23 protein-coding genes and 2 pseudogenes are annotated in these 25,427 nt (G+C 69.1%); 13 read left to right on the top strand and 12 right to left on the bottom strand.

What is annotated here, in order from left to right; translation table 11 throughout:
- A pseudogene (locus tag AWQ68_RS39440) lies at window positions 1–344 on the top strand (endonuclease/exonuclease/phosphatase family protein); the annotation flags it as partial.
- A gap of 437 nt (window positions 345–781) precedes the next feature.
- Here the strand turns inward: AWQ68_RS39440 and AWQ68_RS39435 are convergent.
- Genes AWQ68_RS39435 through AWQ68_RS39425 form a run of 3 tightly spaced genes read right to left on the bottom strand, consistent with a single transcriptional unit; the run spans window position 782 to window position 3,704 of the window.
- A complete protein-coding gene (locus tag AWQ68_RS39435) occupies window positions 782–2,194 on the bottom strand; it encodes an MFS transporter (protein ID WP_066951595.1) in 1,413 nt (470 codons plus the stop codon).
- Window positions 2,191–3,096, bottom strand: a complete 906-nt coding sequence (locus AWQ68_RS39430; protein ID WP_066951589.1) for an SDR family oxidoreductase — start codon at window positions 3,094–3,096, stop codon at window positions 2,191–2,193. The genes AWQ68_RS39435 and AWQ68_RS39430 overlap by 4 nt, the downstream gene beginning before the upstream one ends.
- The gene (locus AWQ68_RS39425; protein ID WP_084464915.1) at window positions 3,093–3,704 is read right to left on the bottom strand and encodes a TetR family transcriptional regulator; all 612 of its coding nucleotides are present in this window, start codon (window positions 3,702–3,704) and stop codon (window positions 3,093–3,095) included. The genes AWQ68_RS39430 and AWQ68_RS39425 overlap by 4 nt, the downstream gene beginning before the upstream one ends.
- A 402-nt stretch (window positions 3,705–4,106) precedes the next feature.
- Here AWQ68_RS39425 and AWQ68_RS39420 point away from each other — a divergent pair, with 402 nt between their 5' ends.
- Window positions 4,107–4,448, top strand: coding sequence for a hypothetical protein (locus tag AWQ68_RS39420; protein WP_218007247.1), 342 nt, complete (start codon window positions 4,107–4,109; stop codon window positions 4,446–4,448).
- A 53-nt stretch (window positions 4,449–4,501) separates the two neighbouring features.
- Here AWQ68_RS39420 and AWQ68_RS45535 read toward each other — a convergent pair whose 3' ends face one another.
- Together AWQ68_RS45535 and AWQ68_RS39410 are read right to left on the bottom strand one after the other, a co-directional pair.
- Window positions 4,502–4,726: a hypothetical protein gene (locus tag AWQ68_RS45535; RefSeq protein WP_066951584.1), complete on the bottom strand. Its 225-nt coding sequence runs from the start codon at window positions 4,724–4,726 to the stop codon at window positions 4,502–4,504.
- Between the two features lie 12 nt (window positions 4,727–4,738).
- Window positions 4,739–6,067 carry a hypothetical protein gene (locus AWQ68_RS39410; RefSeq protein WP_157546505.1) on the bottom strand — a complete coding sequence of 443 codons (1,329 nt, stop codon included), beginning with the start codon at window positions 6,065–6,067 and terminating at the stop codon, window positions 4,739–4,741.
- A gap of 157 nt (window positions 6,068–6,224) precedes the next feature.
- Between AWQ68_RS39410 and AWQ68_RS41820 the strand changes: the two genes are divergently transcribed.
- The 7 genes from AWQ68_RS41820 (at window position 6,225) to AWQ68_RS39375 (ending at window position 12,329) form a co-directional block, all read left to right on the top strand.
- Window positions 6,225–6,800: a transposase domain-containing protein gene (locus AWQ68_RS41820; protein ID WP_157546502.1), complete on the top strand. Its 576-nt coding sequence runs from the start codon at window positions 6,225–6,227 to the stop codon at window positions 6,798–6,800.
- 109 nt (window positions 6,801–6,909) lie between these two features.
- Window positions 6,910–7,500, top strand: coding sequence for a transposase (locus tag AWQ68_RS39400; RefSeq protein ID WP_066951577.1), 591 nt, complete (start codon window positions 6,910–6,912; stop codon window positions 7,498–7,500).
- 273 nt (window positions 7,501–7,773) lie between these two features.
- Window positions 7,774–8,418, top strand: a complete 645-nt coding sequence (locus AWQ68_RS39395) for an FMN-binding negative transcriptional regulator (RefSeq protein WP_066951575.1) — start codon at window positions 7,774–7,776, stop codon at window positions 8,416–8,418.
- A 997-nt stretch (window positions 8,419–9,415) separates the two neighbouring features.
- Complete coding sequence (locus AWQ68_RS39390; RefSeq protein ID WP_066951571.1) at window positions 9,416–9,667, top strand: hypothetical protein; 252 nt, start codon at window positions 9,416–9,418, stop codon at window positions 9,665–9,667.
- 270 nt (window positions 9,668–9,937) lie between these two features.
- Window positions 9,938–10,942 carry a hydroxymethylbilane synthase gene (gene hemC / locus AWQ68_RS39385; RefSeq protein WP_066951568.1) on the top strand — a complete coding sequence of 335 codons (1,005 nt, stop codon included), beginning with the start codon at window positions 9,938–9,940 and terminating at the stop codon, window positions 10,940–10,942.
- Window positions 10,939–11,448 carry an NUDIX domain-containing protein gene (locus tag AWQ68_RS39380; RefSeq protein WP_066951565.1) on the top strand — a complete coding sequence of 170 codons (510 nt, stop codon included), beginning with the start codon at window positions 10,939–10,941 and terminating at the stop codon, window positions 11,446–11,448. The genes hemC and AWQ68_RS39380 overlap by 4 nt, the downstream gene beginning before the upstream one ends.
- Window positions 11,445–12,329, top strand: coding sequence for a porphobilinogen synthase (locus AWQ68_RS39375; RefSeq protein ID WP_066951557.1), 885 nt, complete (start codon window positions 11,445–11,447; stop codon window positions 12,327–12,329). The genes AWQ68_RS39380 and AWQ68_RS39375 overlap by 4 nt, the downstream gene beginning before the upstream one ends.
- Before the next feature lie 158 nt (window positions 12,330–12,487).
- Here the strand turns inward: AWQ68_RS39375 and AWQ68_RS46335 are convergent, their stop codons facing one another.
- From AWQ68_RS46335 to AWQ68_RS39355, 3 genes are all read right to left on the bottom strand, one after another.
- Entirely contained in the window at window positions 12,488–12,772 is a 285-nt protein-coding gene (locus AWQ68_RS46335) for a tetratricopeptide repeat protein (protein WP_084464917.1), read from the bottom strand.
- Between the two features lie 417 nt (window positions 12,773–13,189).
- Window positions 13,190–15,376 (bottom strand): ABC transporter permease, encoded by a 2,187-nt coding sequence (locus tag AWQ68_RS39360; protein ID WP_066951551.1) that lies wholly within the window; start codon window positions 15,374–15,376, stop codon window positions 13,190–13,192.
- Entirely contained in the window at window positions 15,373–16,047 is a 675-nt protein-coding gene (locus tag AWQ68_RS39355) for an ABC transporter ATP-binding protein (protein ID WP_061261594.1), read from the bottom strand. Before AWQ68_RS39355 ends, AWQ68_RS39360 begins: the two co-directional genes overlap by 4 nt.
- 84 nt (window positions 16,048–16,131) lie before the next feature.
- Between AWQ68_RS39355 and AWQ68_RS39350 the strand changes: the two genes are divergently transcribed.
- A complete protein-coding gene (locus AWQ68_RS39350; protein WP_218007246.1) occupies window positions 16,132–16,953 on the top strand; it encodes a sensor histidine kinase in 822 nt (273 codons plus the stop codon).
- On the top strand, window positions 16,950–17,603 hold the full coding sequence (locus AWQ68_RS39345; protein WP_066951546.1) for a response regulator: 654 nt from the start codon (window positions 16,950–16,952) through the stop codon (window positions 17,601–17,603). The genes AWQ68_RS39350 and AWQ68_RS39345 overlap by 4 nt, the downstream gene beginning before the upstream one ends.
- Window positions 17,604–18,036: 433 nt before the next feature.
- On the opposite strand, the gene AWQ68_RS39340 is transcribed toward AWQ68_RS39345, so the two are convergent.
- From AWQ68_RS39340 to AWQ68_RS39325, 3 genes are all read right to left on the bottom strand, one after another.
- On the bottom strand, window positions 18,037–19,542 hold the full coding sequence (locus tag AWQ68_RS39340) for an alpha/beta fold hydrolase (RefSeq protein WP_066951542.1): 1,506 nt from the start codon (window positions 19,540–19,542) through the stop codon (window positions 18,037–18,039).
- A 302-nt stretch (window positions 19,543–19,844) separates the two neighbouring features.
- The gene (locus AWQ68_RS39330) at window positions 19,845–20,267 is read right to left on the bottom strand and encodes a GNAT family N-acetyltransferase (RefSeq protein ID WP_245656564.1); all 423 of its coding nucleotides are present in this window, start codon (window positions 20,265–20,267) and stop codon (window positions 19,845–19,847) included.
- 213 nt (window positions 20,268–20,480) lie between these two features.
- Window positions 20,481–22,247, bottom strand: a complete 1,767-nt coding sequence (locus tag AWQ68_RS39325) for an SGNH/GDSL hydrolase family protein (protein ID WP_157546496.1) — start codon at window positions 22,245–22,247, stop codon at window positions 20,481–20,483.
- A gap of 1,215 nt (window positions 22,248–23,462) precedes the next feature.
- Here AWQ68_RS39325 and AWQ68_RS43295 point away from each other — a divergent pair.
- A pseudogene (locus AWQ68_RS43295) lies at window positions 23,463–23,546 on the top strand (IS5/IS1182 family transposase); the annotation flags it as partial.
- Between the two features lie 308 nt (window positions 23,547–23,854).
- On the top strand, window positions 23,855–24,901 hold the full coding sequence (locus AWQ68_RS39320) for a serine hydrolase domain-containing protein (RefSeq protein WP_169809077.1): 1,047 nt from the start codon (window positions 23,855–23,857) through the stop codon (window positions 24,899–24,901).
- 13 nt (window positions 24,902–24,914) lie between these two features.
- Here AWQ68_RS39320 and AWQ68_RS43290 read toward each other — a convergent pair.
- A partial coding sequence (locus tag AWQ68_RS43290) for a hypothetical protein (protein ID WP_218007245.1) occupies window positions 24,915–25,427 on the bottom strand: 513 nt, incomplete at its 5' end.

Below are 25,427 nucleotides of genomic sequence, written 5' to 3'. Positions count from 1 at the left end.
TCAAGCGGTGCGGCTACGACTCCGTCCCCTGGCCCACCTCGGTCGCTCCTGAGCAGTCCGGGATGAAGGACTCCTACCGCGTGGCCCACCCCGATCCGGTCGCCGACCCCGGAACCACCTGGTCGCCGATCTACACCACGTACACCGGCGGGTACGGTCACGACGCCCACAAGGGCGAGCCCGAGCCGCAGGACCGCATCGACTTCGTCCACTACAAGGGCGATCTGGAGGTGAAGTCGTCCGACGCGGTCGTCGAGGGCACCCCGGCACCGATTCCGAACCACAAGGACAACGCCTGGACCTCCGACCACGCCGCCGTGCTGACCACGTTCGCCGTCCGTTGACCGGACTCCGCGTTCGCGGCCGCGGCAGCGCTACGCGTCACCACGTCGACGAGCTGAGCCGCGTACCACCGCTTGCCACCCGTCGACGGTGACCTCTGGCGGGATGCCGGCGACGTCGGCCTCGTATGCCACACATACGAGGGCCGACCTGCGACGGCAGGTCAGCCGAGTGTCATCGCTCGCGGGTTCCCGCCCGCCGGAGGCGATGATCCGACCATGACCGGTGCCGGGCCGTTCTCGTATCCGAGGGAGGCGGTTGAGTTACGCTTGCTCGCGAGCAACGCAAAAGGGCCCCGGTCCCGTGCCAAGGAGAACCGGAGCCCCGTGGTGCAATCGTGCGGGCCTGGGTGAGGTAGGCGCCTACCTAGGCCCGTCGCCGTTCAACGACCAGTCCACCGTGATCAGTACCAAAGAGCAGTAGCTGCCAAAGCGTCCGGTCACTGGACTGCCTCCTCGACAGATGTCCGGGCTTCGGTCTTGTGGCCACGCCGACTCACCCCGAGCGCGGCCACGGCCACGAGGACGGCGGCCGGAAGCAGCAACGCCCAGCGGAATGCCGCTTGATACCCGCCGGTGAGCTCGGTCAGGCCCGGGTTCGAGCCGGCCACCGACGCCGCGACGGCGGTGAACACCGCCAAGCCGAGCGCGCCACCGAGTTGCATCGAGGTGTTGACCAGGCCGGAGGCCAGCCCCTGGTCACCGTGCGAGATGCCCGTGGTGGCCACGATCATCGCAGGCGCGTAGCTGAGGCCGGCCCCGATGCCGCTGATCAGCAGCCCGGGAAGCACGTGAGTCCAGTAGCCGCCGCCGACGGCGACCGTGCTCAGCAGGCCCGTGCCGAAGGCGAGCAGCACCGCGGAGGCGGCCAGCAGGCGCAGCACGCCGAAGCGCGCGACCAGGGCACCGGTGCGGCTCGCGACGATGAGAATCGCGACGGTCACCGGCAGGGATCCAAGCCCGGCGGCCATCGGCCCCATGCCCAGCACGCCCTGCATGTACTGCATGCTGAACATCGAGGCCACCATGGCCGCGCCGGCGTTCAGTACGACCAGCAGGTTGCCGTACCCGACATTCGGGTCACGCAGCAGCGAAAGGCGAACCATCGGCTCGGCGGCGCGTGTCTCGACCCGGACGAACACCGCCAGCAGGACACCGCTGACGAGCAGGCAGACGGCGACCGCCCCGCCCCATCCGTGGGCCGCCTGCGTCACACCGGCGGTGAGGAGGACTGTCGTCCCGGTCAGCAGGCAGGCGCCGATCACATCGACCCGACCGTGCCTTCTTGGCGTGTCCGACCGCACCAGCCGGGTGACAGCCGCCAGGACGAGCAACCCCACCGGCACGTTCACCAGGAACACCCAGCGCCAGCCGCCCAGGTCGGTCAGTACACCGCCGAGCAGGTTCGCGGCCACCGCCCCGGCCGAGCCGATGGCGCCCCAGAATCCGAGCGCCCGGTTACGCGCGTCGCCCTCGGCGAAGCTCGTGGTGACCAGGGTGAGCGCAGCCGGGGACACCAGTGCCGCGCCGAGCCCTTGAAGTGCGCGGGCCGCGAACAGTACGGCGCCGCCCGGGGCCAGCGCGCAGGCGGCAGACGCGATGGTGAACAGCGCCAGACCGGCGAGCAGGGTGCGCTTGGCGCCGAAGAGGTCGGCGATCCTGCCAGCGGTGATCATGAAGCCGCCGTAGGCCAGCACGTATGCGGTGACCGTCCACTGGGCCACCGCCGGGTCCAGGCCGAACTCCGCCTGGATCGTCGGCAGCGCGACGATGACCACAACGGTGTCGACGATCAGCATGAACTGGGCCGCGCCGAGCACTCCCAGGAGTAGCCGGTCCGACCCGCGGGTCATCGGTAATCCTCCGGCGCGGCGCCCCCGTGCTGGGTCGCGGCGTAGTAGCCGCCCCAGTCCGGCCGGGAGCCGTCGGCGTCGGTGAAGCCGTACTCCTTGGCGAGCTGCCAGGTCGCCAGCGACCGGCCGCTCCATCGGTTCACCTGCGGGTCGGCGGCGAGGGCGACCACCGCCCGGCCGAGATAGAAGGGGGTCTCCGACATCGCGAAGAAGGGGTCCTTGGCGATGCCGTCCCGCCAGTTCTCCTCCGTCACCCCGAAGTGGTCGAGCATCGCCTCCGAGCGGAGGAACCCGGGCGTGAGCGCGACGGCGGTGACGCCGTGCGGCCGCAGGTCGCCCGCCTGCGCCTGCGCCGACCGGATCACGCCGGCCTTGGCCAGGTCGTAGAAGAAGGTGCCCCGGTACTCCTGGTCCGCGGTGCCGTCGGTGACCTCCACCACCAGCCCGGAGCGGCGGGCCACCATCAGCGGCAGGGCGTGCCAGCTGGTGATGATGTGCGTGTGCACCGCCTGCCGTTGCAGCAGCAGGCCCTCGTCGAGCGACTGTTCCCACAGCGGCTTGTCCCACACCGTCAGCGGATCACCGCCCCAGACGTTGTTCACCAGGATGTCGAGCCTGCCGTCCTGCTCCCGGCCGATACGCGCCACCAGGTCGCGGACCTGGACAGGATCCAGGTGGTCGGTAGCAACCGCGATGCCGTGACCGCCGGCGGCGGTGACCAGGTCCGCGGTCTCCTCGATGGTCTCGGGGCGGTTCATCGGCGACCTGGTCCCCGCCGTACTGCGACCGGTGACGTACACCGTCGCCCCAGCCGCGCCGAGCTGGACGGCTATCCCCCGGCCACCTCCACGGGTGGCTCCGGCGACGAGGGCGATCCGCCCGGCCAGTGACCTATATGTCATTGGTTCTCCTTGGTGTTCCGGTAGGGGGCGAGTAGCGTGCTCAGGTCACGGCGGATCGCCTCCGCCAGCGGTTGCGATCTCGTCATCGCCCAGATCAGCTGTGTGCCGTTGCGGATGGAGTCGACGGCGGCAGCCAGCCCGTCAACGTCGGTGCCCGCCATCATGTGACCACTCGCCACCGCCGACCGCAGGTAGCCGGCCAGCTCGCCGCGGACCACCGCGTCGTGCTCGCCCAGAAGCGCACGGAACTCGTCGTCGGCCAGTTCCAGGTGAAGGAACGCCAGGTGGTTGGCGAACTCCTGTGGCCCCATGTCGGGACCGGTGCTGTGCACCACCGCGCGGATCAGCCCTTCAACCGGGTCGGCGGCGGACTCGAACGCGGTGCGCATCGACCGGATGGACCTTTCCTCTGCCAGGCTCCATCGGACGAATCCGAGCAGCAAAGCTCGCTTGCTGCCGTACCGCCCGGCGAGCACTCCAGTGGAGATTCCGGCTTCCTGAGCGACGTCGGCGAGCGTCAATCGGCTTGGCCCCACCCGTCCCACAGTCGCGACGAGCGCGGCCATGATGCGGTCTTCGCTGATGGTGCGCGGTCGTCCCGCCATCATCTGCCCTCCATTCAATAATGAACAGTCATTATTTAATCACATGCTCCACGGCCCTGTTCTCGTACTAGCTACGGCGAACGGACATGTAGCGCTGCGTGACGGCTCTGGCCGTCGTTTCCCTTCCCTGGGCGCCTCGTTGAGCTGAACGAGTGATCTTGGGCCGGGCGGAGGGTACGGGTACGGCAGGACTGGGAGCCGGAGGACCTGATCGAGGTCTGGACGCTTCTCGAAGACGACATGAAGCGGGTCCGAACAAGTCCGGGGCGGTTCATCCATCGTGCGCGTCGAGAAGGTCCAAATAGGCCCCGAACGGCCTCCCAATGATGGTGCTCCGGATAGCGGCCAGACCCCCGATGCTCACGGCACCTCGTGATCCCAGCACCTTGCGTGTACGGCACGCAGATGACTCAGAGCCGTCCGGAGTTCCTCGACCATCTGAGCGCGCTCATCCGCGGCACCACCGGGCGCAGACGGTCGAACCGGCGCTCCACCAGCCCATCGCTGAAGGTGAACTCCGAAACCGATCGCGTGATCTCGCACGGGGCCCACTTTCTCCACGTGACGAAGAAAGAACTCGTGGCGCAGGCCGTACGGGTGTACCTCAAGGTCCGCCAGGCTGAACTGCACACGGCCATACAAGAGGCGATGGCCCAGCTGGACGGCACGCACGCGGCTCGGGTGGCGCTCGTCTCCGGACTCACCAAGGGGCAGATCGAGGAGCTCGGCGGCGTGGAGGAAAGGTGAACCCTACCCGCCCGACCATCCGCTGCCCGTGTGAAGACCTCGGCATCGCCAAGCTACCGCCTGCCCGCATAGCCCCGGACAAGATCGACCACCCACTGATCAATAAGGCCTCTGCCCAGTTCGCCGGAATGAGCCGACGCGGGGATACTTGCGGCGGCGCGGAGGGCGGGATAGAGGCCCGCGAGCAGGCCCACCAAGGCGTCGGCGACGGGGCCGGCCAGGGCCAGCCGTACGTCGAGGACAGGTGTCCACGGCTTGGCCGCTGAGACCGGGATCATGTCGGGCCCTCTTCAACCGGATGATGGTCGACGAGACCAGTCCGGTGACTCCCGTTTGACAGCCTCGATCGCTCTCCGCGTGGGGCGACCGGTCGCCTGAGGGACCTGGTCGAGAGGTACGCCGAACACCTCCGCCCAGCGACGGCGCCAGGAGAGCCGTCGCTCGGCCAGCTGAGCAGCGCGGTTCTCGGCATGGCGGCGACGGCGGTCGGCCTCCACGCGGGCTGCGCTCTCTGTTCGTAACCATGGTGGCGTGTTCCGAAGCAATCCCGCGACGTGCTCGGCGGACCAGCGGCCGCTCTTGGGGCGCAGTAGCCGGATCATCTCGACGGGAAGGCCGAAGATCCCCGCCACTGATGCGTCGCCCAGTTGGGAGGCCGCCCGGATGGCTGCGTCGACGATGACCTGTTCAGCCTGGTGGCGTCGAGTGGCTTCTGTTGCCGTACGGCAGGCCTCGGCGAGGGCGGCCCGCTGCAATTCCTGATCCGCCCGAGCCTGCAACAGCCACGGAGGTGGCGCGGAGACCAGCTCATGGAGGATGCCGGCGAACAGATGATCTCCGAATCGCGGGAGATCGGCGGGCGTCTTGTCGACGGGTACGCCAAGCTTCCATTCCGCTGCCTTGGGTGCGACCAGGGTTGCGATCAACTCGGGCGCCCGTGTGAGCAGAGCAGTGAGCATCGCCTCCAGTTCGGCGCGGGGCAGGCGGGCTTCGCGCAGGGTTGCGATGAGCGGGGGGACATGCGGGTCCACGATGAGGCGGAGCCGCTGGAGCGGGCCAGGCCAGACACCGACAACCTCCATCAGCGCCGCGGTCCAGACGAGCACCTGGGCTGGATCTCCATCAGGGGCGGGTTTCGCGGCTTCGATCGCGGCGCGAGCCGTCTCAGCCCGCACGAGGTTGAGCTTGCGGGTTCTGGCTGCCTTTCTGGCTGCTTCGGAACGGGAGTACGACCGTGCCGCGGCCCGGAGTTCGGCGTCGGCGCGGGCGTGGTAGGCCAGGCCGTCAACATCGGCGGCGCGGTAGTAGCGGACCACGAGAGTCCGGCCGTACTTCCTAACCTCTTCAACGGCGACGGGGGTCAGGTCGGCGGCGATCTGTTTGAAGCGTTCGGCCGAGATGCCGAGCCTGGCACCGGCCTGAGTGGCGTTGCACCGATACTCGGCGGCCAGAAGCCGCCGGAAATGCTCTGCGTCGCTCTGTGCCGCGTTGACCGAGACGGGATCGAAGGTGCGGTCGGGAAGACGTCGTAGCAGATCGGTCTCGGCCGCCAGCTCAACCTCCCAGACGGCGAGCCCGAGCAGCTTGCGAACCTTCTCACGGCCCACACCGCGCGCCATGATGTCCACCTTTCTCGCTCAGGACGTCGCTGAAAAGTCTGCCCGGGCGCTACGACAGTTTCAGGTCGAGGTCGGCAACGCCTACATCGTCTGAATGTCTGTGGCGTAGGGCATCATGGCGCTCTCGCAGATCTTGGACATTTCGATGGGAGTGCCCATGTCGTACGCGGGGCCCCGGCCGACAGCCCTCGCGGTCCTGATCCACCACAGCGGGAAGGCGCACCTGCCGGGCCGCTGCATCCATCCGCCCGCATGGCAGTACTTCGAGCCGCCCGTCTGGGGATGGGTCGAGGACCGCGAGGCGTGGAAGCGCATCCTGGCCGGGGATCCCCTCCAGGCGACCTCCGGGAACACGACCTTGGTCGCCGTCTCCCCGTGCGGGCACTGCCCCAGGGAGAACGACTGGGGCGTGCTGGCGATGTGCCTGTTCCCCGAGGTCGGCTACCAGCTGATCTGGCAGAAGCTGACAGCGTCGCTGACCACCCCGCCGATCGTGACGCCCACCGCCAAAGCCTTACGCGACCTGCGCCGCAGAGTCGGCAGCACACCGATGCGCTGCTTGTTTGAGATCGTGTGCGGCCGCTGGCCCAACCCACAACCCCCGGGGCGAGGTTCGGGCCCTACCGCACGGTCTCCTTCGACGCTGCAGCTCGCTCAAGGCCCCCGACACCGTCCGCAACCGGGCATGGCTCGGCAGCCCGGGCCACGGCGGCTACCCCCCAACTGGAACTGATGACGCTGGTCGAGACCGGAACACGGGCCCTGATCGGCGCGGTCTTCGGCCCCACCAGCGAAGGCGAGACCGGCTATGCCCGGCGCCTGCTGCACCTCTGAAGCCGGACATGCTCGTGTTATGGGACAAGGGCTTCGACAGCAACGCCTTCCTCGCCCAGGTCGCCGCCACCGGCGCGCAGGTCCTCGGCCGGCTGCGCAGCAACCGGCGCACCCCCGTCCTGGCCGCGCTCGCCGACGGCTCCTACCTCACGATGGTCGGCACCCTCCAGATCCGCGTCGTCGAGGCCCACGTGACCGTGACCTGCGCGGACGGCACCACCTTCACCGGCTCCTACCGCCTGGCCACCACGTTGACCGACGCACGCCGTTATCCGGCAGCCGCCCTCGTCGCCCTCTACCACCAGCGGTGGGAGCACGAGTCGGCCTACTACGCGCTGCGCCACACCATCATGCAGGGGCGGGTGCTGCGCTCGGGCGATGCCGCCGGGCTGGAGCAGGAGATGCGGTCGGTGCTCACGCTCTACCAACTCCTTCGTACAGTGATGGTCGACGCCGCCGAGTCCCGGCCCGGCACCGACCCGGACCGCTGCGGCTTCTCCATCGCCCTGCACACCGCGCGCGATCTGCTCGTTCAAGCCGCATGCGTCCCCGACCCCGGCACCAACCTGGTCATAGCCGGTCGTCCCGGGACGCCATAGGAACATCGCCTGCCACCTGGGCGACATCACGCTCGGCACCATGTATCGACAGCTCTCACGATGGGCCGAAAACGGCCTCATCCTCAAGATCGGTGCCGGTCTCTACACCGCCGCTACGCACCCGCCGACTGTCTTGCCAAAGCCGCAAAAACGCTAACTACCCGGCCTTGGGGCAAGCCCCGATCGCTATGGGTTCACCATGGCCACTCGGAACAGATCCGAGCACCAGGTGGATCTGGTCGTGGCGACTGATCGTTCTTATGCTGCCGTGGTGTGTTGATACATCCGTGGGATTCAGGCACCGACGATGAGGCGCTCGCGTTCGTGCAAGCGCATGAGTTCGGCCAACTCGTCGCGGCGGGGCGAGACCGGGACATCCCGGTGATCGTGCCGACCCAGTTCGTACTGGCTGATGAGAAGACGCTGCTGCTGCATCTGGCTCGCCCGAACCCCATTTGGACGGCGATCGAGGAGAACCCGTCCGTCGTTATGTCACTGGCCGGTGACTGGGCGTATGTTCCGGCGGCGTGGAAGGCGATCGACGGTGAGGATCCGGCCCGGGGTGTTCCGACAACGTACTACGCGGCCGTACAGCTCATCTGCACCGCGCAGATCGTTGATGATCCCAAACAGAAGGCCGTCGTGCTGCGTCGTCAGCTTGCCCGGCTCGAGCCCGACGCCGAACTGGTAGACCCACTGGAACATGGCCGGATACTGCGCGGCATTCGAGGGCTACGCCTGTCGGTCCGTGAGGTCAACGCAAAGTTCAAGTACGGCGGGAACGTCGACGATGCCCACAGGGGTCAGGTTGCCAAGCTCTTGGCGGAACGCGACGGCCCCGGCGATACTGCAGCGCTTGGTCATCTTCGCCGTCGGACGCCCCTCGAGGCCGAGCCGGTCGGCACGAGTGATCATTGACGGAATGGTGGTCTAGGCAACCGGATTTCCATGGGGCGCACTGGAAGAACGTCACGATCACCGAAGACTACAGTCTGACGCCCCAGACGCCCGACGTCGCCAGCAGTGCCAGTCAACTCACCGCCATTGCCGATGAGGTGCTTGGCCTGGACAACACTCAATTGCCCAGGAGGTAGTCGAATCCACATCTCAAGTCATAATCGGAATTCAGACCCTGGACAGCTGCGCCCCCATCTTTCCCTGGCAGCACGAATACGGCAGCCTGGTTGGATATCCGTTCAAAGTGGATCTGCGCTTAAAAAAGCCACTGGGGAAGCGCACTGTCATCGAAAAAGAAAGCAAGCAGGACGTGCGCGTAGATCCACCTTCCGCCGGCTCATGATGGGAATGGGTCAATACGCCCCTCTTGTGCACTGAAGCGACCGCCAGCAACGGCGAGCTCGTCAAACACCCTGGCGATCACGTGGCATCCGCCCGGAATTGTCCGGTGCAGGCAACCATGTGTGGCGCGGGCGTCCTCGACGGCTTCCCGCTCGCCGCAGTGGTCCTACCCCTCTCGCTCACAGCCCAGGCACGCAGCCCGCTTGAGCTTCGTGCCCCTGGTTAGTGGGGTGGCCCGCGCCGGATGGGGCGGGCCACCACGCTGCGGGTCAAGCAGCGAGGTCGTGGGAGAACCGATCCAGCTCGATGCCGAGAATCGCTTTGCCCATTCGGGCAGGAAGACGGACCGGGTGCGAGCGAGACCGTCTCGATCTACGACGAAGCCGCCATGCGCCGGATGCCTTTCCTCGGTGGCGTGGGACGGAAACCCCTGAAAACCGCCGCTCTCCGAGCTGGCGTCGTTCGCCGCTCAGCTCGCACGCCATCGGGAGCGGCGTATGCACGCGTTGTTCCACAGCCGGACGGAGGCCACCTCGTGACCGGAAGTTCTCGAAGCAGTGGCACTGACCTCTCAAGTGGGCAGTCGTCCATTGACTCACCCAATCCCACGGACCAATTGGAAAGACTGGCCGCCGAGCTCAAGGACCGTGGCTTCGCCACCCGCGTCTATAAGGTCGATGGGGGCCGGCCGAGGCTCCGTGTGATCAACACTGCGGCACCGGTCCTCACGGAAGACATCCACGTCGTCCGCGACGGCGAAGGCGGCCCGGCCTTCTTCTTCCCCTGGCCCCAACTCATCGCCCCCATCCGCGATATCGACGCCGCTGCCGACCGGATCGAACGTGTCCTCGCCGAGGTCGGCCGTTAGTACCCGATCTGCTGACTCATCGGCGTGGTCACCACCACCCTCACGGTGCCCGACGACATCGCCACCTCTCTGAGACACCCTGCCGGCCGGAGGAGAGGGGTCCCGGCCAGGTAGGGCGGGCGGTCTTCCTGGGGGAAGTTGGAAGGCCGCCCTTTCAAGTCGTCCGCTCGCCGTGCCGCCCCGTCACGGCGAGCGGACTACGTTCCGTAATGGCGGTTCGCCGAACAGCGACCGGCTGCCATTGGCAACTATCCGAAAGCGACCGAACTCATGACTGATGGTCTGCCCGATGTCCTGCTCTCCCGATTCGGGGAAAGCCCGTTGCGCATCGGCACCCGCACGTCCGCCCTGGCCAGGGTTCAGGCCGAGCACGTGGCCACTCTGATCAGCAAACACGTGGCCGGCATCCAGACAGAGATCGTGCCCACCCAGGTCAGCGCCGACCTGTGGCCCGGTGACCTCGCCGAACTCGGCGGCAAAGGCGCGTTCAGCAAGGAGATCGACCGCGCCCTCGTGTCCGGCCAGATCGACGTCGCTGTCCACTGCATGAAGGACGTCCCCGGAGACGTCCCCCTCGCCGAAGGCACCGCCTTCGGCGCCTACCTGCCCCGCGACGACGTTCATGACATCGTGGTGACCCGCGACGGCACCCCGCTCGCCGACCTCCCCGCCGGATCTTTGATCGGCACCAGCTCGGTACGCCGCCGTGCCCAGCTCACCATGTACCGGCCCGATCTGCGCACCGAACGCATCCGCGGCAACATCGACACCCGCCTGGCCAAGCTCGAAGGCAGCGACAGCCGCTACGCCGCGCTGATCCTCGCCCGCGCTGGCCTGAAGCGACTCGGTGTCCTCAGCCAGCACCATTACGAGGTCCTGCCGGTGGAGTTCCACCCCTCCGATGCGGGTGTCGTCTCCATGGTGCCCGCGGTCGGCGCCGGCGTCATCGGCATCCAGGCCCGCCAGGCGGACGCACCCGTCATGCGGCTGCTGGACGAACTCAACGACCCGCCCACCGCGCGGCACATCCTGGCCGAGCGGACGATGCTCCACATGCTGCGCGGCCACTGCAACAGCCCCATCGCCGGATACGCCTCCACCACCGGCGACGGCGCGCTCTCACTGTTCGGCATGGTGTTCAACCGCGACGGCTCGCAGTTCGTCCGCTCCCATGCCTGGGGCGAGGCGGACGACCCGGCCACCCTCGGCTCCCGCGTCGCCGCCGACCTGCTCCATCAGGGCGCCCGCCGTCTGATCACCGCCACCCGCAAATGACCATCTCCCCCGCCTTACCCGAGGCTCCCGCGCAGGAGCCGCAGGGATGTGCCGTCACCGCCCACCTGCTTGTGCTCGACGCGGTGGGCCGGTGGCTGATCCTGCGTACCAGCCGCGACCACGCCCGATGGCAGCTCCCAGTTGGGCGTCTCCAGCCGGGCGAGAGCCCTGCTATCGCGGCGGCCCGCGAAACGTGCGAGGAGACCGGCCTGTCCCTGCACGCGGAACACCTCATCACCGTGGCCTGGATACCGGCCATCCGCCCCGAACGGCGCGACCGCCTCGACTTCGTCTTCTCCACCCGCGCCCTGCGCCCCGAGGACCTGGCCGACATCCGGCTCCAGACCACGGAGGTAGACGCCTGGAGGCTCAGCCCACCCACGCACGCGGCGAGCCAGCTTCATCCGTTGGTCGCCGAACGCCTGGCTGAAGCGGCTCTGAACGGGCCTGGCCATTACCTCGACCAAGATCCGAAATCGAGGCACGAAAGGACGATGACGCCGTGACGATTTCAGCCCTCACCCCCGCCGACCTTGCCATGGTCATCCTGGTCCGAGGCGACCACGACCTCATGGCGTCCCGCCCGATGCCCACCATGCCGATCAAGGAAGTGGGAGCCGTGGTCGGCGACCTCGCCCGATACGGCGTCCCTGCGCTCAAGGTCTTCGCGGGGGGCGACCGGCGAGACGCCCACGGCTCCCGAGGAGCAACCGCCGACAGCATCATGGCCAACGCGATCCGCGAGGCGAAGTCGGCCAACCCGGCTGTGACGGTGATGACCGAGACATGCCTCTGCTCCTACACCGACTCGGGCGAATGCCACATCGCCCGCAAAGATGGCCAGCCAGATCTGGCGGCGACGCTGGAGGCGATGGCCGCACAGGCTGTCGCACAGGCGGACGCCGGAGCCGACATCGTCGGCCCGGCGGCGATGCTTGCCGGGAGCGTCGCCCGTATCCGGCGGGCACTGGACGAGACCGGCCACCACAACGTTGCCGTCATGCCACATCTGATCTTCGACTCGCGGCTCTATGAGGGATACCGGAAGACAATGGATGCCGTCCCGACCTCCGGTGATCGCCGCCTATTCCAGATCGACCCGCGATCGCCGATGGCGGCCGTCGACTCGGCCTTGGCGTTCATCTCGAAAGGCGCGCGCATGCTCCTCCCGGAGCCTGCCCTGTTCTGCGCCGACGTCCTGATCATGCTGAAGCGGACGTGCGATGTGCAGCTCTCGCCGTTCTCGGTATCGGGCGAGTATCTCCGGCTGGCAGTCTGCGGTGACGACTTGCGGCTCCTGCTGGAGCTGTTCACGTTCCTCAAGCGCTCAGGTTCGGGGCAGATCATCACGTATGCGGCTGCCGACATGGCGCGCATCCTGGCCTAGCAACTGGGCCGCTCCCATGACTGGAACCTGCCTATCGGGTTTGATGCCGACCGGTCTGCGAGGGTTTGACGAGAACGGCGTCGCCGCCAGACACCATGATGGCGGCCGATGTGCTCCTGTCATCGGCTCCAGCCAGCTTCAGGGAGCCTTTGCCGGAGCTATCGACCTTGCCTATGGTCGGCATTCGGCTGGTCCAAGACTGCGCGGGTCTCAGCTGAGGCGGAGACACCAAGGGCGGCGAGGCGGGCTTTGAGGTGGCGGACGCGTAGGCGGGCTTCGTCGGTGCGGCCGAGTTCGACCAGGAGCCGGATGGCTGCCCGGGCTGCGCTTTCCATGTCGGGGTCGAGCGCGCAGGCCTGGTCGAACACCTCCAGTGCTCGTTCGCTCCGTCCCGCTCGCTCGTGGAGCGTCCCGAGTTGGAGGAGTGCCTTGACGCTCGCCACGGTGAGCGGCCGCGAGCAGCATGATCGGGAACTCCCGGTCCTCCTGGCCGATGGCGAGCCCCACCCACCTGCCGCCGTCCCGCGGGCGCCACCGGAGCACGCTGCCGCAGGTGCGGGAGAGCTCGGCGAGGAGCTCGCCGTCCTGCTGCGGGAGCCTGATCGTCTCGGGTTCGCCCCAGCCCTCCGTCAACCTCGCCGCCAGCGCCTCCAGCGCTGCCTCCATCTCGACCGCGGCCGCCTCGACGACCTCCAGGCCGTCGTCCCAGAAGTCCTGGCTCAGCCGCAGCGCGCGCACGTGGTAGGCCGGGGCGCTCGTGCCGTACCCGTGCCGCTCCTCCTCGGCCGGAAACGGCCGGGCGAGGAGGTCGTCGAGGACTCCCAACTGGTCGTCGATGGTCATGCCAGGACCCTAACGGCTCACTCCGCGCGCAGGACCGTGGCGGTCCCCGCCCTGGCCGCCCACCCGGCGGGCACGAGCGCCCCGAGCATGGCTGTCAGGAGCAGGACGCCGACCACCGCGGCGAGCATCCTGGCGTCGTAGATGTCCATGATCGTGGCCGGATAGCTGGTCCTTCCCGCTTCGGAGGCGATCGCGAAGAACGCCCGGAACAGCCCGATCCCCGCCGGCAGGCCCAGCAGACCGCCGAACAGCGCCAGCCCGGCGACCGACGTGACGACCATGGCCACGACCTGCCGCGGCTCCATCCCGACCGACTTGAGCACGCCCAACTCGTGCCGCCGTTCGCGGGTGTTGAGCACGACGACGTTGAACACGCCGAGCGCCGTCACCAGCACCAGCACGAGCGCGAAGGCGGGGACGACGGTCCTCACGTCGCTCTCGGCGGGCCGCGGTATCGCGCGCGCCTGCCAGCCCCCGGCCCGCACCATGGCCAGAAAGGCGCTCACGTCGGAGTCCGGCGCCAGCCCGATCTCGTAGGCGTAAGGCCGCCGCGCGCCGTTGCGGTGGAGGAAGGTCTGCCCGCTGACGTAGACGGTCTGCTCGGTCTTGGTGATCGCCAGCTCACCGACGATGCGCAGCTCGGCCGTACGACCTTGGAGCTGTACCGCGAGCGTGTCGCCGACGCCCTTGCCCGTCAGGCGCAGCAGCGGCCCGGGGACCACCACCTCGTCCTCGCCGCGGAACCAGCGGCCGTTCGCCAGCGGATACCCGGCGGTGACCATGTCCCCGCTCCAGCCGATCAGGATCCCCGACTGGGCCAGGCCCTCAATCCGGGCATCGGCCGCCCGCATCGCGGTGAGCGTGCGGGCGCCGGGCAGCGCGCGCAGCCGCGCCGAGATGTCCTGGGGAACCGGGTTGCCGTCGACGCTCACCTGGACGGCCGCACTGCGGTCCTGCAGCCTCTCCACCGCGTCGGTGCTCAGGTAGAGGCCGCCGACGAACGTGAGTGCACTCGCCCCCACCACGAGCACCGCCAGCGTCAGCGCCGTCCTGGCCGGGCGGGTGAACGGCTGCCCGAGACCCAGTCCCAGCGGGATCGGCAGCCGCGAACCGGCCAGCCGCCGCTGAGCCGTACGGCTCCGGCCGGGGCCGGAGCCCGCGCTCAGCTGTATGGCCTGGACGGCGCCCAGCCGGCCGGCGCGCAGCGCGGGCAGCAGCGCGGTGACGGCGACGAGGGCCAGGACACCCGCGTAGGTGGCCAGCGCGGCCAGGTACTCGACCTCCACACCGACGGGCAGCCCGATCATGCTCGCGTAGTCGCCCAGCATGGGCAGGGAGAGCGCGTTGCCGACGGCCGTACCGGCGAGGGCGCCGGCCGCCGACGGCACCATGATCATGATCAGATGGACGGCGACGACCTGCGCCGGGGTGAACCCCAGCGACTTCATGACGCCGATGGCGCGCAGGCCGGAGATGACGGCACCGCTGACCGTGATCACGATGATCAGTACCGAGATGGCCAGACCGAGACCGCCGAACGTCACCAGCATCGGTACCGTCGAGGACAGCCGGCTCTCGAAGGCGTACCGGAGTGTCTGGTACGAGCCGGTCGAGATCAGGCCCTCCCGCGGCAGGGCGGAGGCATCGGCGAAGCGGTACAGCAGCTGGTCACCCGCCGGGTGCGGCAGCGCGCGGGCCTGGGCGGGGGTCGTCCACGCGTCGGCCGAGGCCGACATGGACACTGCGACGCCGACGACGGTCAGCGCGGGCTCGCCGGACAGCGTCGCGAACCTGGCGCCGACCGGGCTGGAGGCGGGATCCCAGCGGCCCCGGCTGATCACGACCTCGCCCGCCGCCCGCGGCCACCGGCCCCTGACTACGGCCACCCGGTCCACCGCGCCACCCGGATCGGCGCGGCCGACGACACGCCAGGACGCGCCGTCGGTGTCCCTGACCGTCGCCACCGGGAACGGCCCGGCGGTCCCCTCCAGGTGTCCCGGCGCCGAGCCGGCGGCGTACAGCGCCGTCACCTGGGCGCCGCGCTGCTGTTCGAAGGCCCGGTCGAAGGGCGCGTTCGTGCCGGACAGCAGCGCCAGGCAGAGCGCGATCACGCCCGAGGACAGCGTGACCACCACGCCGACGATCACGCTCTGCAGGCGGCGCCTGCGCACGGCCGCCAGGCCGGCGATCCAGACCGCCCTCACGCCGCCTCCATCTCCGCGATCCGGCCGTCGGCGAAGTGAACGACGCGGGTGGCGCAGCGTTCGGCCAGCCGGTGGTCGTGGGTGACGAGCATCAGGGTCTGGCCGATCTGGTTGAGGTCCAGCAGCAGGTCCATGACCTGCTCGCCGGAGCGGCTGTCCAGCGCCCCGGTCGGCTCGTCGGCCAGCAGCAGCGCGGGGCGGTTCATCAGCGCGCGGGCCACCCCGACGCGCTGGCGCTGCCCGCCGCTGAGCGTGGCGGGGTAGGCGTCGCGCCGGTCGGCGATGCCCAGCTCCTCCAGGAGTTCGAGCGCTCGCGTCCTGGCCTGGCGCCGCGGGGTGCCGACGAGCCTGGCCGACAGGGCGACGTTCTCCAGCACGGGCAGGTCGTCCAGCAGGTTGAAGAACTGGAACACCATCCCGATCCGCCGCCTGCGGTAGCGCGCCAGCGCGCCCTCGCTCATCCGTGTCAACTCCTCCCCCTGGACGGTCACCAGCCCTGAGGAGGGCCGGTCCAGCCCGGCGATCATGTTGAGCAGCGTCGACTTCCCGCTGCCGGACGGGCCCATGATCGCCACCGCCTCGCCCGCCCCGATCGACAGCGTGACCCCCGCCAGCGCCACCGTCTCGCCGTACTCCTTGCGCACGGCCTCCACCTGCACCACTGCGTTCATGCAGGCGACCGTACGACCGGCGGCCGCCGTCTGTCGTCGGGCAAGGGACGTACCTCCGCGGATGTACGGCGGGCCCATCCCTGGGTGGATGGCCGCGACGACCCGTTCTGCCACCATGGGGAGGTGGCGTTCACCCTGCTCGGCTGGCTCGTCGCGGTGTGCGCCGCGGCCGTGGCGATCCATGCCCGGCGCTCGCGCATCCGCGACCTGGCCGAGCGCAACCGGCTCATGCAGGCCGAGCGCGACACCGCCACCAGGCTGGCCGTCGAGCAGGAGCGGGCCAGGATCGCCCGCGAACTGCACGACGTGGTCAGCCACAACGTCAGCGTCATGATCATCCAGACGGGCGCGGCCCGACGGAGCGTCCACGAGCTGCCGGAGGAGGCGATCGAGGCGTTGCGGGCGGCCGAGACCAGCGGCAGGGAGGCGATGAACGAGCTGCGTCACCTGCTCGGCCTGCTGGCGTCCGCCGATCCGCACGAGGACCTGGTCCCTCAGCCCGGCCTGTCACGGCTGGGGGCGCTGGTGGACAAGATCGCCTTTGCCGGTATGCCCGTCGAGATGTCGATCGAGGGTCAGCCGCGCCCGCTGCCCGCCGGGGTGGACCTGACCGCCTACCGGATCGTGCAGGAGGCGCTGACGAACGCGCTCAAGCACGCGCCCGGCGGGCGGGCCGAGGTGTTCGTGCGCTACACCGAGCGGCTGCTGCGCGTGGAGGTGGTCAACACCGGGCCGAGCGTGCTCACCGGCACGATCGCCCCCGCTTCGGGGAACGGCGCCGGTCGCGGCCTCGTCGGCCTGCGCGAGCGAGTGACCGTCCTCGGCGGCGACCTCGACGCCCGCAGGCGGCTCGGCGGCGGCTACCGCGTGCGGGCCAAGATCCCCCTCGAGGAGCCGGCGGCATGATCCGGGTACTGATCGTAGATGACCAGGCCATGGTCAGGACGGGCTTACGGCTGATACTCAAGACCGGCGACGTCGAGGTGGCAGGCGAGGCCTCAGACGGCGCGCAGGCGGTCGAACTGGTGGCGGAGCTGCGGCCCGACGTCGTCCTCATGGACATCCGCATGCCCGAACTGGACGGCCTGGAGGCCACCCGCCGCATCATGGCCCTCGACCACGTGCCCCGAGTGATCATCCTGACCACCTTCGACCTCGACAGGTACGTCTACGAAGCACTTCAGGCAGGCGCCAGCGGCTTTCTGCTCAAGGACGTCAGCCCCGAGCAGCTGCTCGCCTCGGTCCGCCTGGTCATGACGGGCGACGCGCTGCTCGCGCCGTCGATCACCCGGCGGCTCGTGGAACGCTTCGCCTGGCCCACCGCAGCCCCGGCGCCGGGGCGGCTGAGGGATCTGACGCCGCGGGAGGTGGAGGTGCTGCGGCTGATGGGGCGCGGGCTGTCCAACGCCGAGATCGCCGCGGAGTTCCGGCTCAGCGAGGCGACGGTGAAGACGCACGTCACGCGCATCTTCACCAAGCTCCACCTGCGCGACCGGGCTCAGGCGGTGGTGCTGGCCTACGAGAGCGAGCTGGTCCGCCCCGGCGGGCAGCCGTAGGCTCATCGCTCGGCAGGGTGGCGGGCGTGGCGGTCGTCCAGCGCGTTCCTGCGGGAGGGGGTGATGGCGTGGATGGCGTCGTCGCCGCGAGTCATGGTTTTGATTCTGCCCTGAGGAGTTCGGGCTGACTCGGCCCCAGTCCGAGGGCCGGGTCAGGCCGAACCCGGTCGTAGGCGGGGCACAGGGCTGCACCTGGACGTAGAAGGGGTCACCGTCGAGGTTGCGGTTTCGCCTGTGGACGCCGCTGATCAGGCCGCCCTGGCTGTGCTGCTCTTCGGGCATGGTGACGAAGGGATACCCGTCACAACTCTTCCCAGCGGGCGCCTGCTGTCGCTGTTCGCGTAGCCAACGTTGCAGGTTGGGACGGCGCGTCGTGGACAGCGGGCCGCCGAAGCGGTTGATGCTTGCCCGCAAGAGCGGGTGCGGCGAGAGCTCATGGGGTGACGGGTTCGACCTTGAGGGCCGGGATCGCGGTGATGCATGCGGTGGAGCCGGGGTCGCTGGTACGGATGAAGCGGGAAACGAGGCCGGTGACGCAGCCGCTGCGTTCGAAGTCCACCAGGTGGCCGAGGTTGGGCAGGACGATCTGGCGGGCGTGGGTGAATGATCGGGCGACGTGGGCTGCCTGTGAGGCCGGTGTGTTGGCGTCCATGTCGCCGGACAGCAGCAGGACCGGCACGTCCGGTGTGGTGCCCGTCGGCTCGTACGGCTTGGCACCCTTCACCTTGGGCCACTGCAGGCAGTAGTCGCCGAAGCCGTAGCGGGCCGCGCCGGTCGCTCCAGGGCTGAACGGTCCGGTACGGCCGGGTGTCGAGCGCGACAGTGCTTTGCGATACTGCCGGGCGCGCTGCGCCATCGGCGCGCTGGACTGCCACAGCACGGGGAAGTCGTTGCAGGCCATGGTGGTGGCCGTCGACTCGTTGATGTCGCCGCCACGCTCGGGCCACAGGCGCTGGGCCAGGGCGGCGAGTCGTCCGTAGTCACCGCGTACGGCGTCGTGCAGCATGGCGGGAAAGCGGCCCATCACCCCGATGGCCTGAGGGTCTCCGCCGTTGCCGCCGGCGGCGTTCTGCAGGGCCAGGCCGGCCAGCATGTCCTCGGTGAAGGTCACCGTACGGCTGGCGCTGCCGCCGGGATCAGGCACGGTGAGAGTGACCGGATGTGCGCGGAGCCGGGCGGCGAACGTCCGCAGGTCAGCGACGGCGGTGTCGGCGTCGCACGCTCCGGCGCCGCGTTCGCAGACGGTGCGCAACATGCCGGGGAAGGCGCGTGCGCCTGGCCCAAGGAGCGGATCGGCGTCGACCGGCAAAACTCCTGACAGGACGATGGAGGCGACGCGGCTGGGGTAGCGGCGGGCGTAGACCTGCATGAGATAGGTGCCGTAGGACTGGCCGATGAGATGCAGGCGGTCGACGCCGATGCGGGCGCGTACGGCGTCGATGTCGTCGCTGACGGCGGTGGAGGTGTAGCCGCGGGTCCGGGGGCCGAGTACGGCGCCGCAGCGTGCGACGGTGCTCTGGACCTGGGCGCGTCCGGCCAGGGTGTCGACGGTGATGCCGCAGTCCAGGGCACCGGAGGCGTTCGTGCCGCGCGGGTCGACGAGGAGGAGGTCGTGGTCGGCGAGGAGCGGTTTGAGGAGGTCGGTGTAGAAGCCGGTGAGGGGAATGGGTGCGTTGCCGGGCCCGCCGGGGTTGACGGCGACGGTGCCGGCGGCCGGGGCCATGGCGTTGGACCGGCGTATGAGGGCGTAGGCGACGTCGACGACACCGAGTGCCGGGTCGTCTTGTACGAGCGGGCGGCTGATGGTGTCGCATTCAACCTGGTGGCCGGGGACCGAGGGACACCAGGCCGGGGTGGTGGAGGCGGCGTGGGCGGGTAGTCCGGGGAGCATGGCGAGCCCGGCGATGGCGGCGGCCATCCAGCGGTGTGCGTGGGTCATGGTGCTGACGCTAGAAGTCCCGATCGCGGAGCGACATGAACCAACGGATGATCTTCTACCTCCGCCGTGCGGGGGGTGGCGGTCTTCGGGGCAGTGCTCGCGGGCGAGGGCCGATGCAGTCAGCCCCCTGCTGTACCGCCTGCTCGTCGGGCGGGACACCGGCCCGCGGCTGCCGACGCTGCTGCTCGCGGTCGACGCCGACCGGGTGCGCAAGCTGATCGGCGCCTGAGTCCGGCCCGGTCGCGGCCTGGGGTGACGCCGCGGGCCGCGCCGCGGGTGTCAGCGGGCTCCGCCGTTGACGGTCAGTTCGCCAGCTCCTCGGCCGGCAGGTCCATGAGGAGGCCGTCGTGCCACGTGCCGTCGGGGCCGCGCTCGTAGCGCCGCGTGACGCCGACCGGGTGGAAACCCACCTTCGTGTAGCACCGGATCGCGGCCGCGTTGCCCGCGGCCGGGTCGATGGTCAGCCGGTGATGGCCCCGATCGAAGATCAGATGCCGGGCGAGCGTGCGCGCTGCCCCGGTGCCGACCCCGCGTCCGTGCACCGCCGGATCGACGTAGATGTCGATGCTCGCGTGGCGGTAGCCGGGGTCGTCCTCCGCCGTCCACTGGATCTGCCCGACCACGCGCCCGTCCCCCACGATCACGAGGATGTTGTCGCCGGGGTCCTCGATATCGGCGCGTACCTCGGCCGCCAGGTAGTCGCCGCCCCGCCACCACCGGTACACCTGCGGGTGGACCGGATGGCCGCGAGCGCCGGGACGTCGGCGCCGGTGACGGGCCGCAATGTCACGGCGCCGTCGTGCAACACGGGGTGCGCATCCAGGGACATGTCCGGGAACGTACCGGGTTCAGCTCGGCCAGGCCGATGCCTTCCCCGTCGGTGGTACAGAGGCATACGCGAGATCCCCGGGGCTCGGGCCCCGGGGATCTCGGGACGGTCAGGCCAGGTTGGCGAAGGTGGACCTCGGCGGACAGGGGACGTAGATGTCGTCGCAGGCGGAGTCGCGGTTGCCACCGCCCCCAGAGGAGCCACTGGGCGCAGGCGGCGGAACGTAGTAGTCGAAGATGTCGCCGGGGCCGATGCCGCCGGGGTTGTCGAATCCACCCGGGGTGACCCCGCCGGGGCGAGGGGGCGTCAGCACGCCGGACGGCGCCGGCGAGTCGGTGGTGGTGGTGCCGGCCCGGCTTTTGATAATGAGTGTGTACCGCGTCCCGCTCAGGTCTCCGCCCCACTCAGTCCGCGTAATGGTGCCGTCCCCGTTGTCGTGATCCCAGTGATAGCGCCCGCAGCAGACTTCCGGCGTGTTGCCGCCGGGCGTGCTGGCGTCACCCGGACCCGTCGAGGTCGGGTCACTGCTGCCCGTCGTGGAACTGGCCGCCGCCCACATGGCCAGCCACAGGTGGTACAGGGGACTGTCGGGCTCGGCGTAGACGTCACCGCGAGGCACGGGTCCGCCGCCTCCGCCGCTGACGACGGCGCCCGGGATGCCTCTGCTGTTGCTGGCGACGGCTCCCATGTTCTGCAGGAGCAGGGCAGGCAGCTCCTTGGCCCCCAGCGGGGCCTTGTACGGCTGGGCGGGGATGATCACCTGGGCGAATGTCGGCGGCTTGGGCCAGAGCCCCGGGCATTTGGCCTGCAGCCAGATGGCCAGGGCCTGGCCCAGTGCGACCGTCCCCTTACGATTGGGGTGGAAGCTCTCCTGGAAGGCGTGCAGCAGGTTTCCCTGGAGCAGCTGGCTTTCGTCCAGCATCCAGGGGTTGAAGTAGGAATCCGGCTGGCCGACCTCGTGGCCGGCCACGACGCTGGTGCCACCGGGGCCCGCGGTGTTGGGGTCGAAGACCTCGATCGGCGGCCACTGCGGGTGGTCGCTGTTGAACTTCTGGACCGCGGCCCGAAGGGTGTCGTTGAGCGCGGTGGCGAATCCGTGGATGGCGTCCAGCGTCGGGCCCGCCATCATGTTGATCTGGGGGTTGCCGGTCGGCTTCACTCCCACGGGATACAGCGTGACGGCGATCATGGCGTTCAGGGCGGCGGCGCGCACCGAGGAGAGCGACTTGTAGACGCTGGTCTGCACCTCGGTCAGTCTGCTCTTCTCGCGGTATATCGCGGCATTGACGTCGGCGACCTGATAGCTGCGCCACGCCGGCGCCACCCCCAAGCCGCTCAGATAAGCCGGGATGGCCCTCTGGGCGTAGCTCATGAGCGCTGTCTGCAGGATGTCGCCGTAGTGCGCGTCGTTGCCGCCGAACCCGTAGATCACCACGTTGGAGTTGGAGAGGATCCCGTCGGCCTGGGGGATGTTCCTGTTGTGCCCGGTGTCGGAGTCCACCTGGGGTACCACCAGGTGCTTGCTCTCAGCTCCCGAGGAGGCGAGGAACTCGAACCTGTCGCCGAAGCCCCAGGTGTCCTCGATATACCCGTCCTGCATGGTCAGGGAGGGCACGAGCGGCTTGTTGGTCGTCTCCAGGTAAAGCCAGGCCAGCGGCCCCATCGCGTAGGGGGACTGGTGGCGCCAGTGCGACGAGGAGTCGGAGGCTCCTCTGTAGCCGCCCGTCCCTTCGCCTGAACTGAAGCTGTCACCCGTGCCCGACACCACCCGGGGGATGGACGCCGGCACCAGAGCCGAGCCCGCACCACCGCAACCGGGCACCGTGGGAGGGTCGGCCGCCGCGGGCCCGGCCAGGCCGACCGTCACGGATAACACCGTCGCCATAGTCACGGCGGCGGTCCTGGCCACGAATCGTCTCGGGGATGAGGGGGATGAGGGGGATGAGCGGTCAAGTGGCATGAATGCTCCCGGAGAGGGGTCGAGGAGGACGTCCCGATCGGAGTACAGGACGATCAGGACGCTGTCGGGGCGGTCATAGCCGGTGCTTGTCCGGGCGGCCGGTTTGTGTCCGGCTACGACCAGGAGGATGTCAGCGTGCCCGAGGGGGAACATGGCTCGTCATCCGGCGAGAGGGTGGCGGGCCGTTCGCTATCCGGCGAAGTGACAGCCGCGGATCGGCGCGTGGGGCATCAGCAGCACGAGGTGCGATTTCGGCGGCTCTGAGGTGGCGTCACGCGGAGCCCGGAGCGCGAGAGCCGGAGGCTCTACCAGTTCGTCGTACCGGATCCACGCTTTGACGTTGGAGATGCCGCCCCGCCCGTAGCAGTTGAGTAGGCGACGCCCTGGTAGTTGGGACTGACGAAGCTGTGGCTGCCGTCGTTGCAAGTGACGTCCACTTGCCACTCGTACCTCGTGGCACGGATCGCGTAGCTCGCCATGCGGCCGCTGTCCGTGAACTGACCCGTGCAGATGAAGTCGAGGGCGGGCAGCTCGCCCGGTACTTCGTCGTCGCCCGACGACTTGGCGGAGGCGGTCGGTGCGGGAGTCGGCGCTGTGGTGGAGGGGGTGCCCGACATGTCGATGGGCACTTCGACGGGGGCGGAAGCCGCGTGAGCGGCGGCGGCCAGAGCCGGCGCCGCCATAGCCGAGGCGACGACGGTGGCCGTGCGCGTGAGTAAGGGGCGCGCATCAAGCGTCTACTCCCGTCAGGCAAAACATGAGGATGCCTCATTTTGGTTCGCCTCGCCGCGCAAAACATCCTCCCAACGGAGGATCTTCGTTCGGCCACAGGGCCAGGAGCTTCGGCCACATGGCCAGTAGCCGGGGCGCCGGGCGGAACCTATTCGTTCGGGACGGATCAGCCAGCAGCCGCATAGAGGACCCCGTCCACCGGCGCACGAGCTCTACCGGGCCGAGGAGGACGCGCCGACCGGACCGCAGGATGATCGGTACACGGGCGGGGTCGCTCTCGAAGCCCTCGCCGTGGGGGACGAGCCGGCCCATGACGCGGGCGTGGCTGCGGTCGTGTTCGACGCGGAGCCCGTGGCAGCCGGTGATGTCGCCGAGCTGCCGCACAGGAGCATCAGGTCGGGCTGCATCACCAAGGCCCCGTGCGGCGGCGGCAAGGCGGGACCGTCCCCGGTCGATCGGGCCAAGGGCGGACTGAAGCGCTCCGTCGCCACTTCACCGCCGCTACAAAAGCCTCAGCAACGAGGGAGAAGCTTCACCGACTCCGAGATCCCCTCAACCACCAGAACGGCGTGCTCCACCTGGAGAACGTCCTGGCCCTGGGACTGGATGACCAGGAGAGGCACTCGGGAACTCAGAGGATATTCCTCATTAGGCAGGTACCTGAAGCGCGGCCTTCACCATCACGAGTCGGCAATACTGACCTAAGGGTGTGATCAGGGTCAATCCCGGATGGGCGCCCTCTTTGATCGCCTCGACACTGAAGCGTGCGCCTACCACTCATACTCGCGCTCTTGCTGGCCACGGGCTGTGCCGCGGCAACCCCCCTGTCCCCCCAGGCCTACCAGGCTCTCCTCCAGGAACGCCTGGACGCGATCGTCGAAGCCGGAGCGGTCGGCGTGCTCGCCGAAGTTCGCCATGAGGGCCGAACGTACCGGCTGTCCAGCGGAAAGGCGGAACGCGGCGGCCAGACTCCCCCGGCCCCGGACGGGCAGTTCCGTGCCTGGTCGATCACGAAGACCGTCACCGCGACCGGGGTGCTCAAGCTGGTCGCCGACGGGCGCCTCTCGCTGGAGGACACGGTGGAGACCCACCTGCCGGGGCTTCTGCCGGACGGCAGCAAGGTCAAGGTGCGGCACCTGCTGAATCACACCAGCGGCATAGCCGACTACGTGGGCGACCTGCCCTCCACATTGCAGGGGCTGCGCGAGACGGATCCCGAGCCGCGCGACCTGGTGGCGAGCGTCGCACCTCGGGGTTTGGCATTCACGCCGGGCAGCAAGCACGCCTATTCCAACACCAATTACGCCATCCTCGGCTTGATCATCGAGAAGGTGACCGGCCAACCGTGGCGCACTTATCTGACTCAGCGAGTGATCACCCCGGCCGGGCTGGAACAGACCATCCTGCCGGGGCAGAACGTCGCCATCCCCGGCCCGCACGCTCACCACTACGCGACCCTCTCCGGCCAGCGGGAGCCGCAGGACGTCACAGAGCTGAACCCGGCCGAGGCGGGACCGGCCGGGGAGATGATCTCCACGGCGGCCGACATCAACACCCTGTACGCCGCGCTGCTGACCGGCCGTCTGTTGCCCGCCGAGCCGCTGAAACAGATGCTGGAGGTCACCGACGACCGGCCCTACGGGCTGGGCATCATCGGCAAGAAGACCCCCTGCGCGGGGCTGAGGTACGGGCATACCGGCTCGTTCCCCGGCTACCGGACGCAGGCGTGGTCCTCGCGCCAGGCCACCACGCAGGTGAGCATGTCGCTGAACCTTGCTGACACCAACCAACTGGACGAACAGGTGGAGGAGTTCATCGAAGCCGCCTTCTGCCCCTGACACGAAAGAGGCTTCATCCCAGGTCGGCGACGAAGCGGGCCAGCCGGTCACGGCAGCGGAACGCCACCGTCCATCTGAACGGCGCCGGCTTTGAAATCGAAGTGGGCCACACGCTGACCTTCGGCTCGAGCCGGAGCCAGGTCTCCCGAAGAGGAAAAGGCGTGGAGGCGTCTGCTGTCCTTTTCACCTTTCTCTTTTCGACGATCACATTGCCGTCGTTGTCGAGCGCACGGCTGCGGCAGGGGTCAGCGTGATCTTGGTCGATGACCGGACTCTCCGCGCCCGGCCGGGAACTGTCCACTTTGGCGAGCCGGCGGTGCGCGAGGTGGCGCTCATGGGCCAGGCTGCGGCAGCGCGCGCAGAGGCGGAACGTCAACGCATGATGGCACTCACTGCGGTCAACCTGGTGGGGATGTCGGCCTCCGCCGTGCGGAGGGTGGCGGCCTTCGTGGCAGTGCTCGCGGGCGAGGGCCGATGCGGTCAGCACCCTGCTGTCCTGCTCACCGGTCGAACCGGTCAGCAGACA

It is taken from the genome of Microtetraspora fusca, assembly GCF_001570365.1.
Classification (GTDB): domain Bacteria; phylum Actinomycetota; class Actinomycetes; order Streptosporangiales; family Streptosporangiaceae; genus Microtetraspora; species Microtetraspora fusca.
Note: the sequence above shows the minus strand (reverse complement) of the source record. Positions and strands in the feature narration are given on the sequence as shown.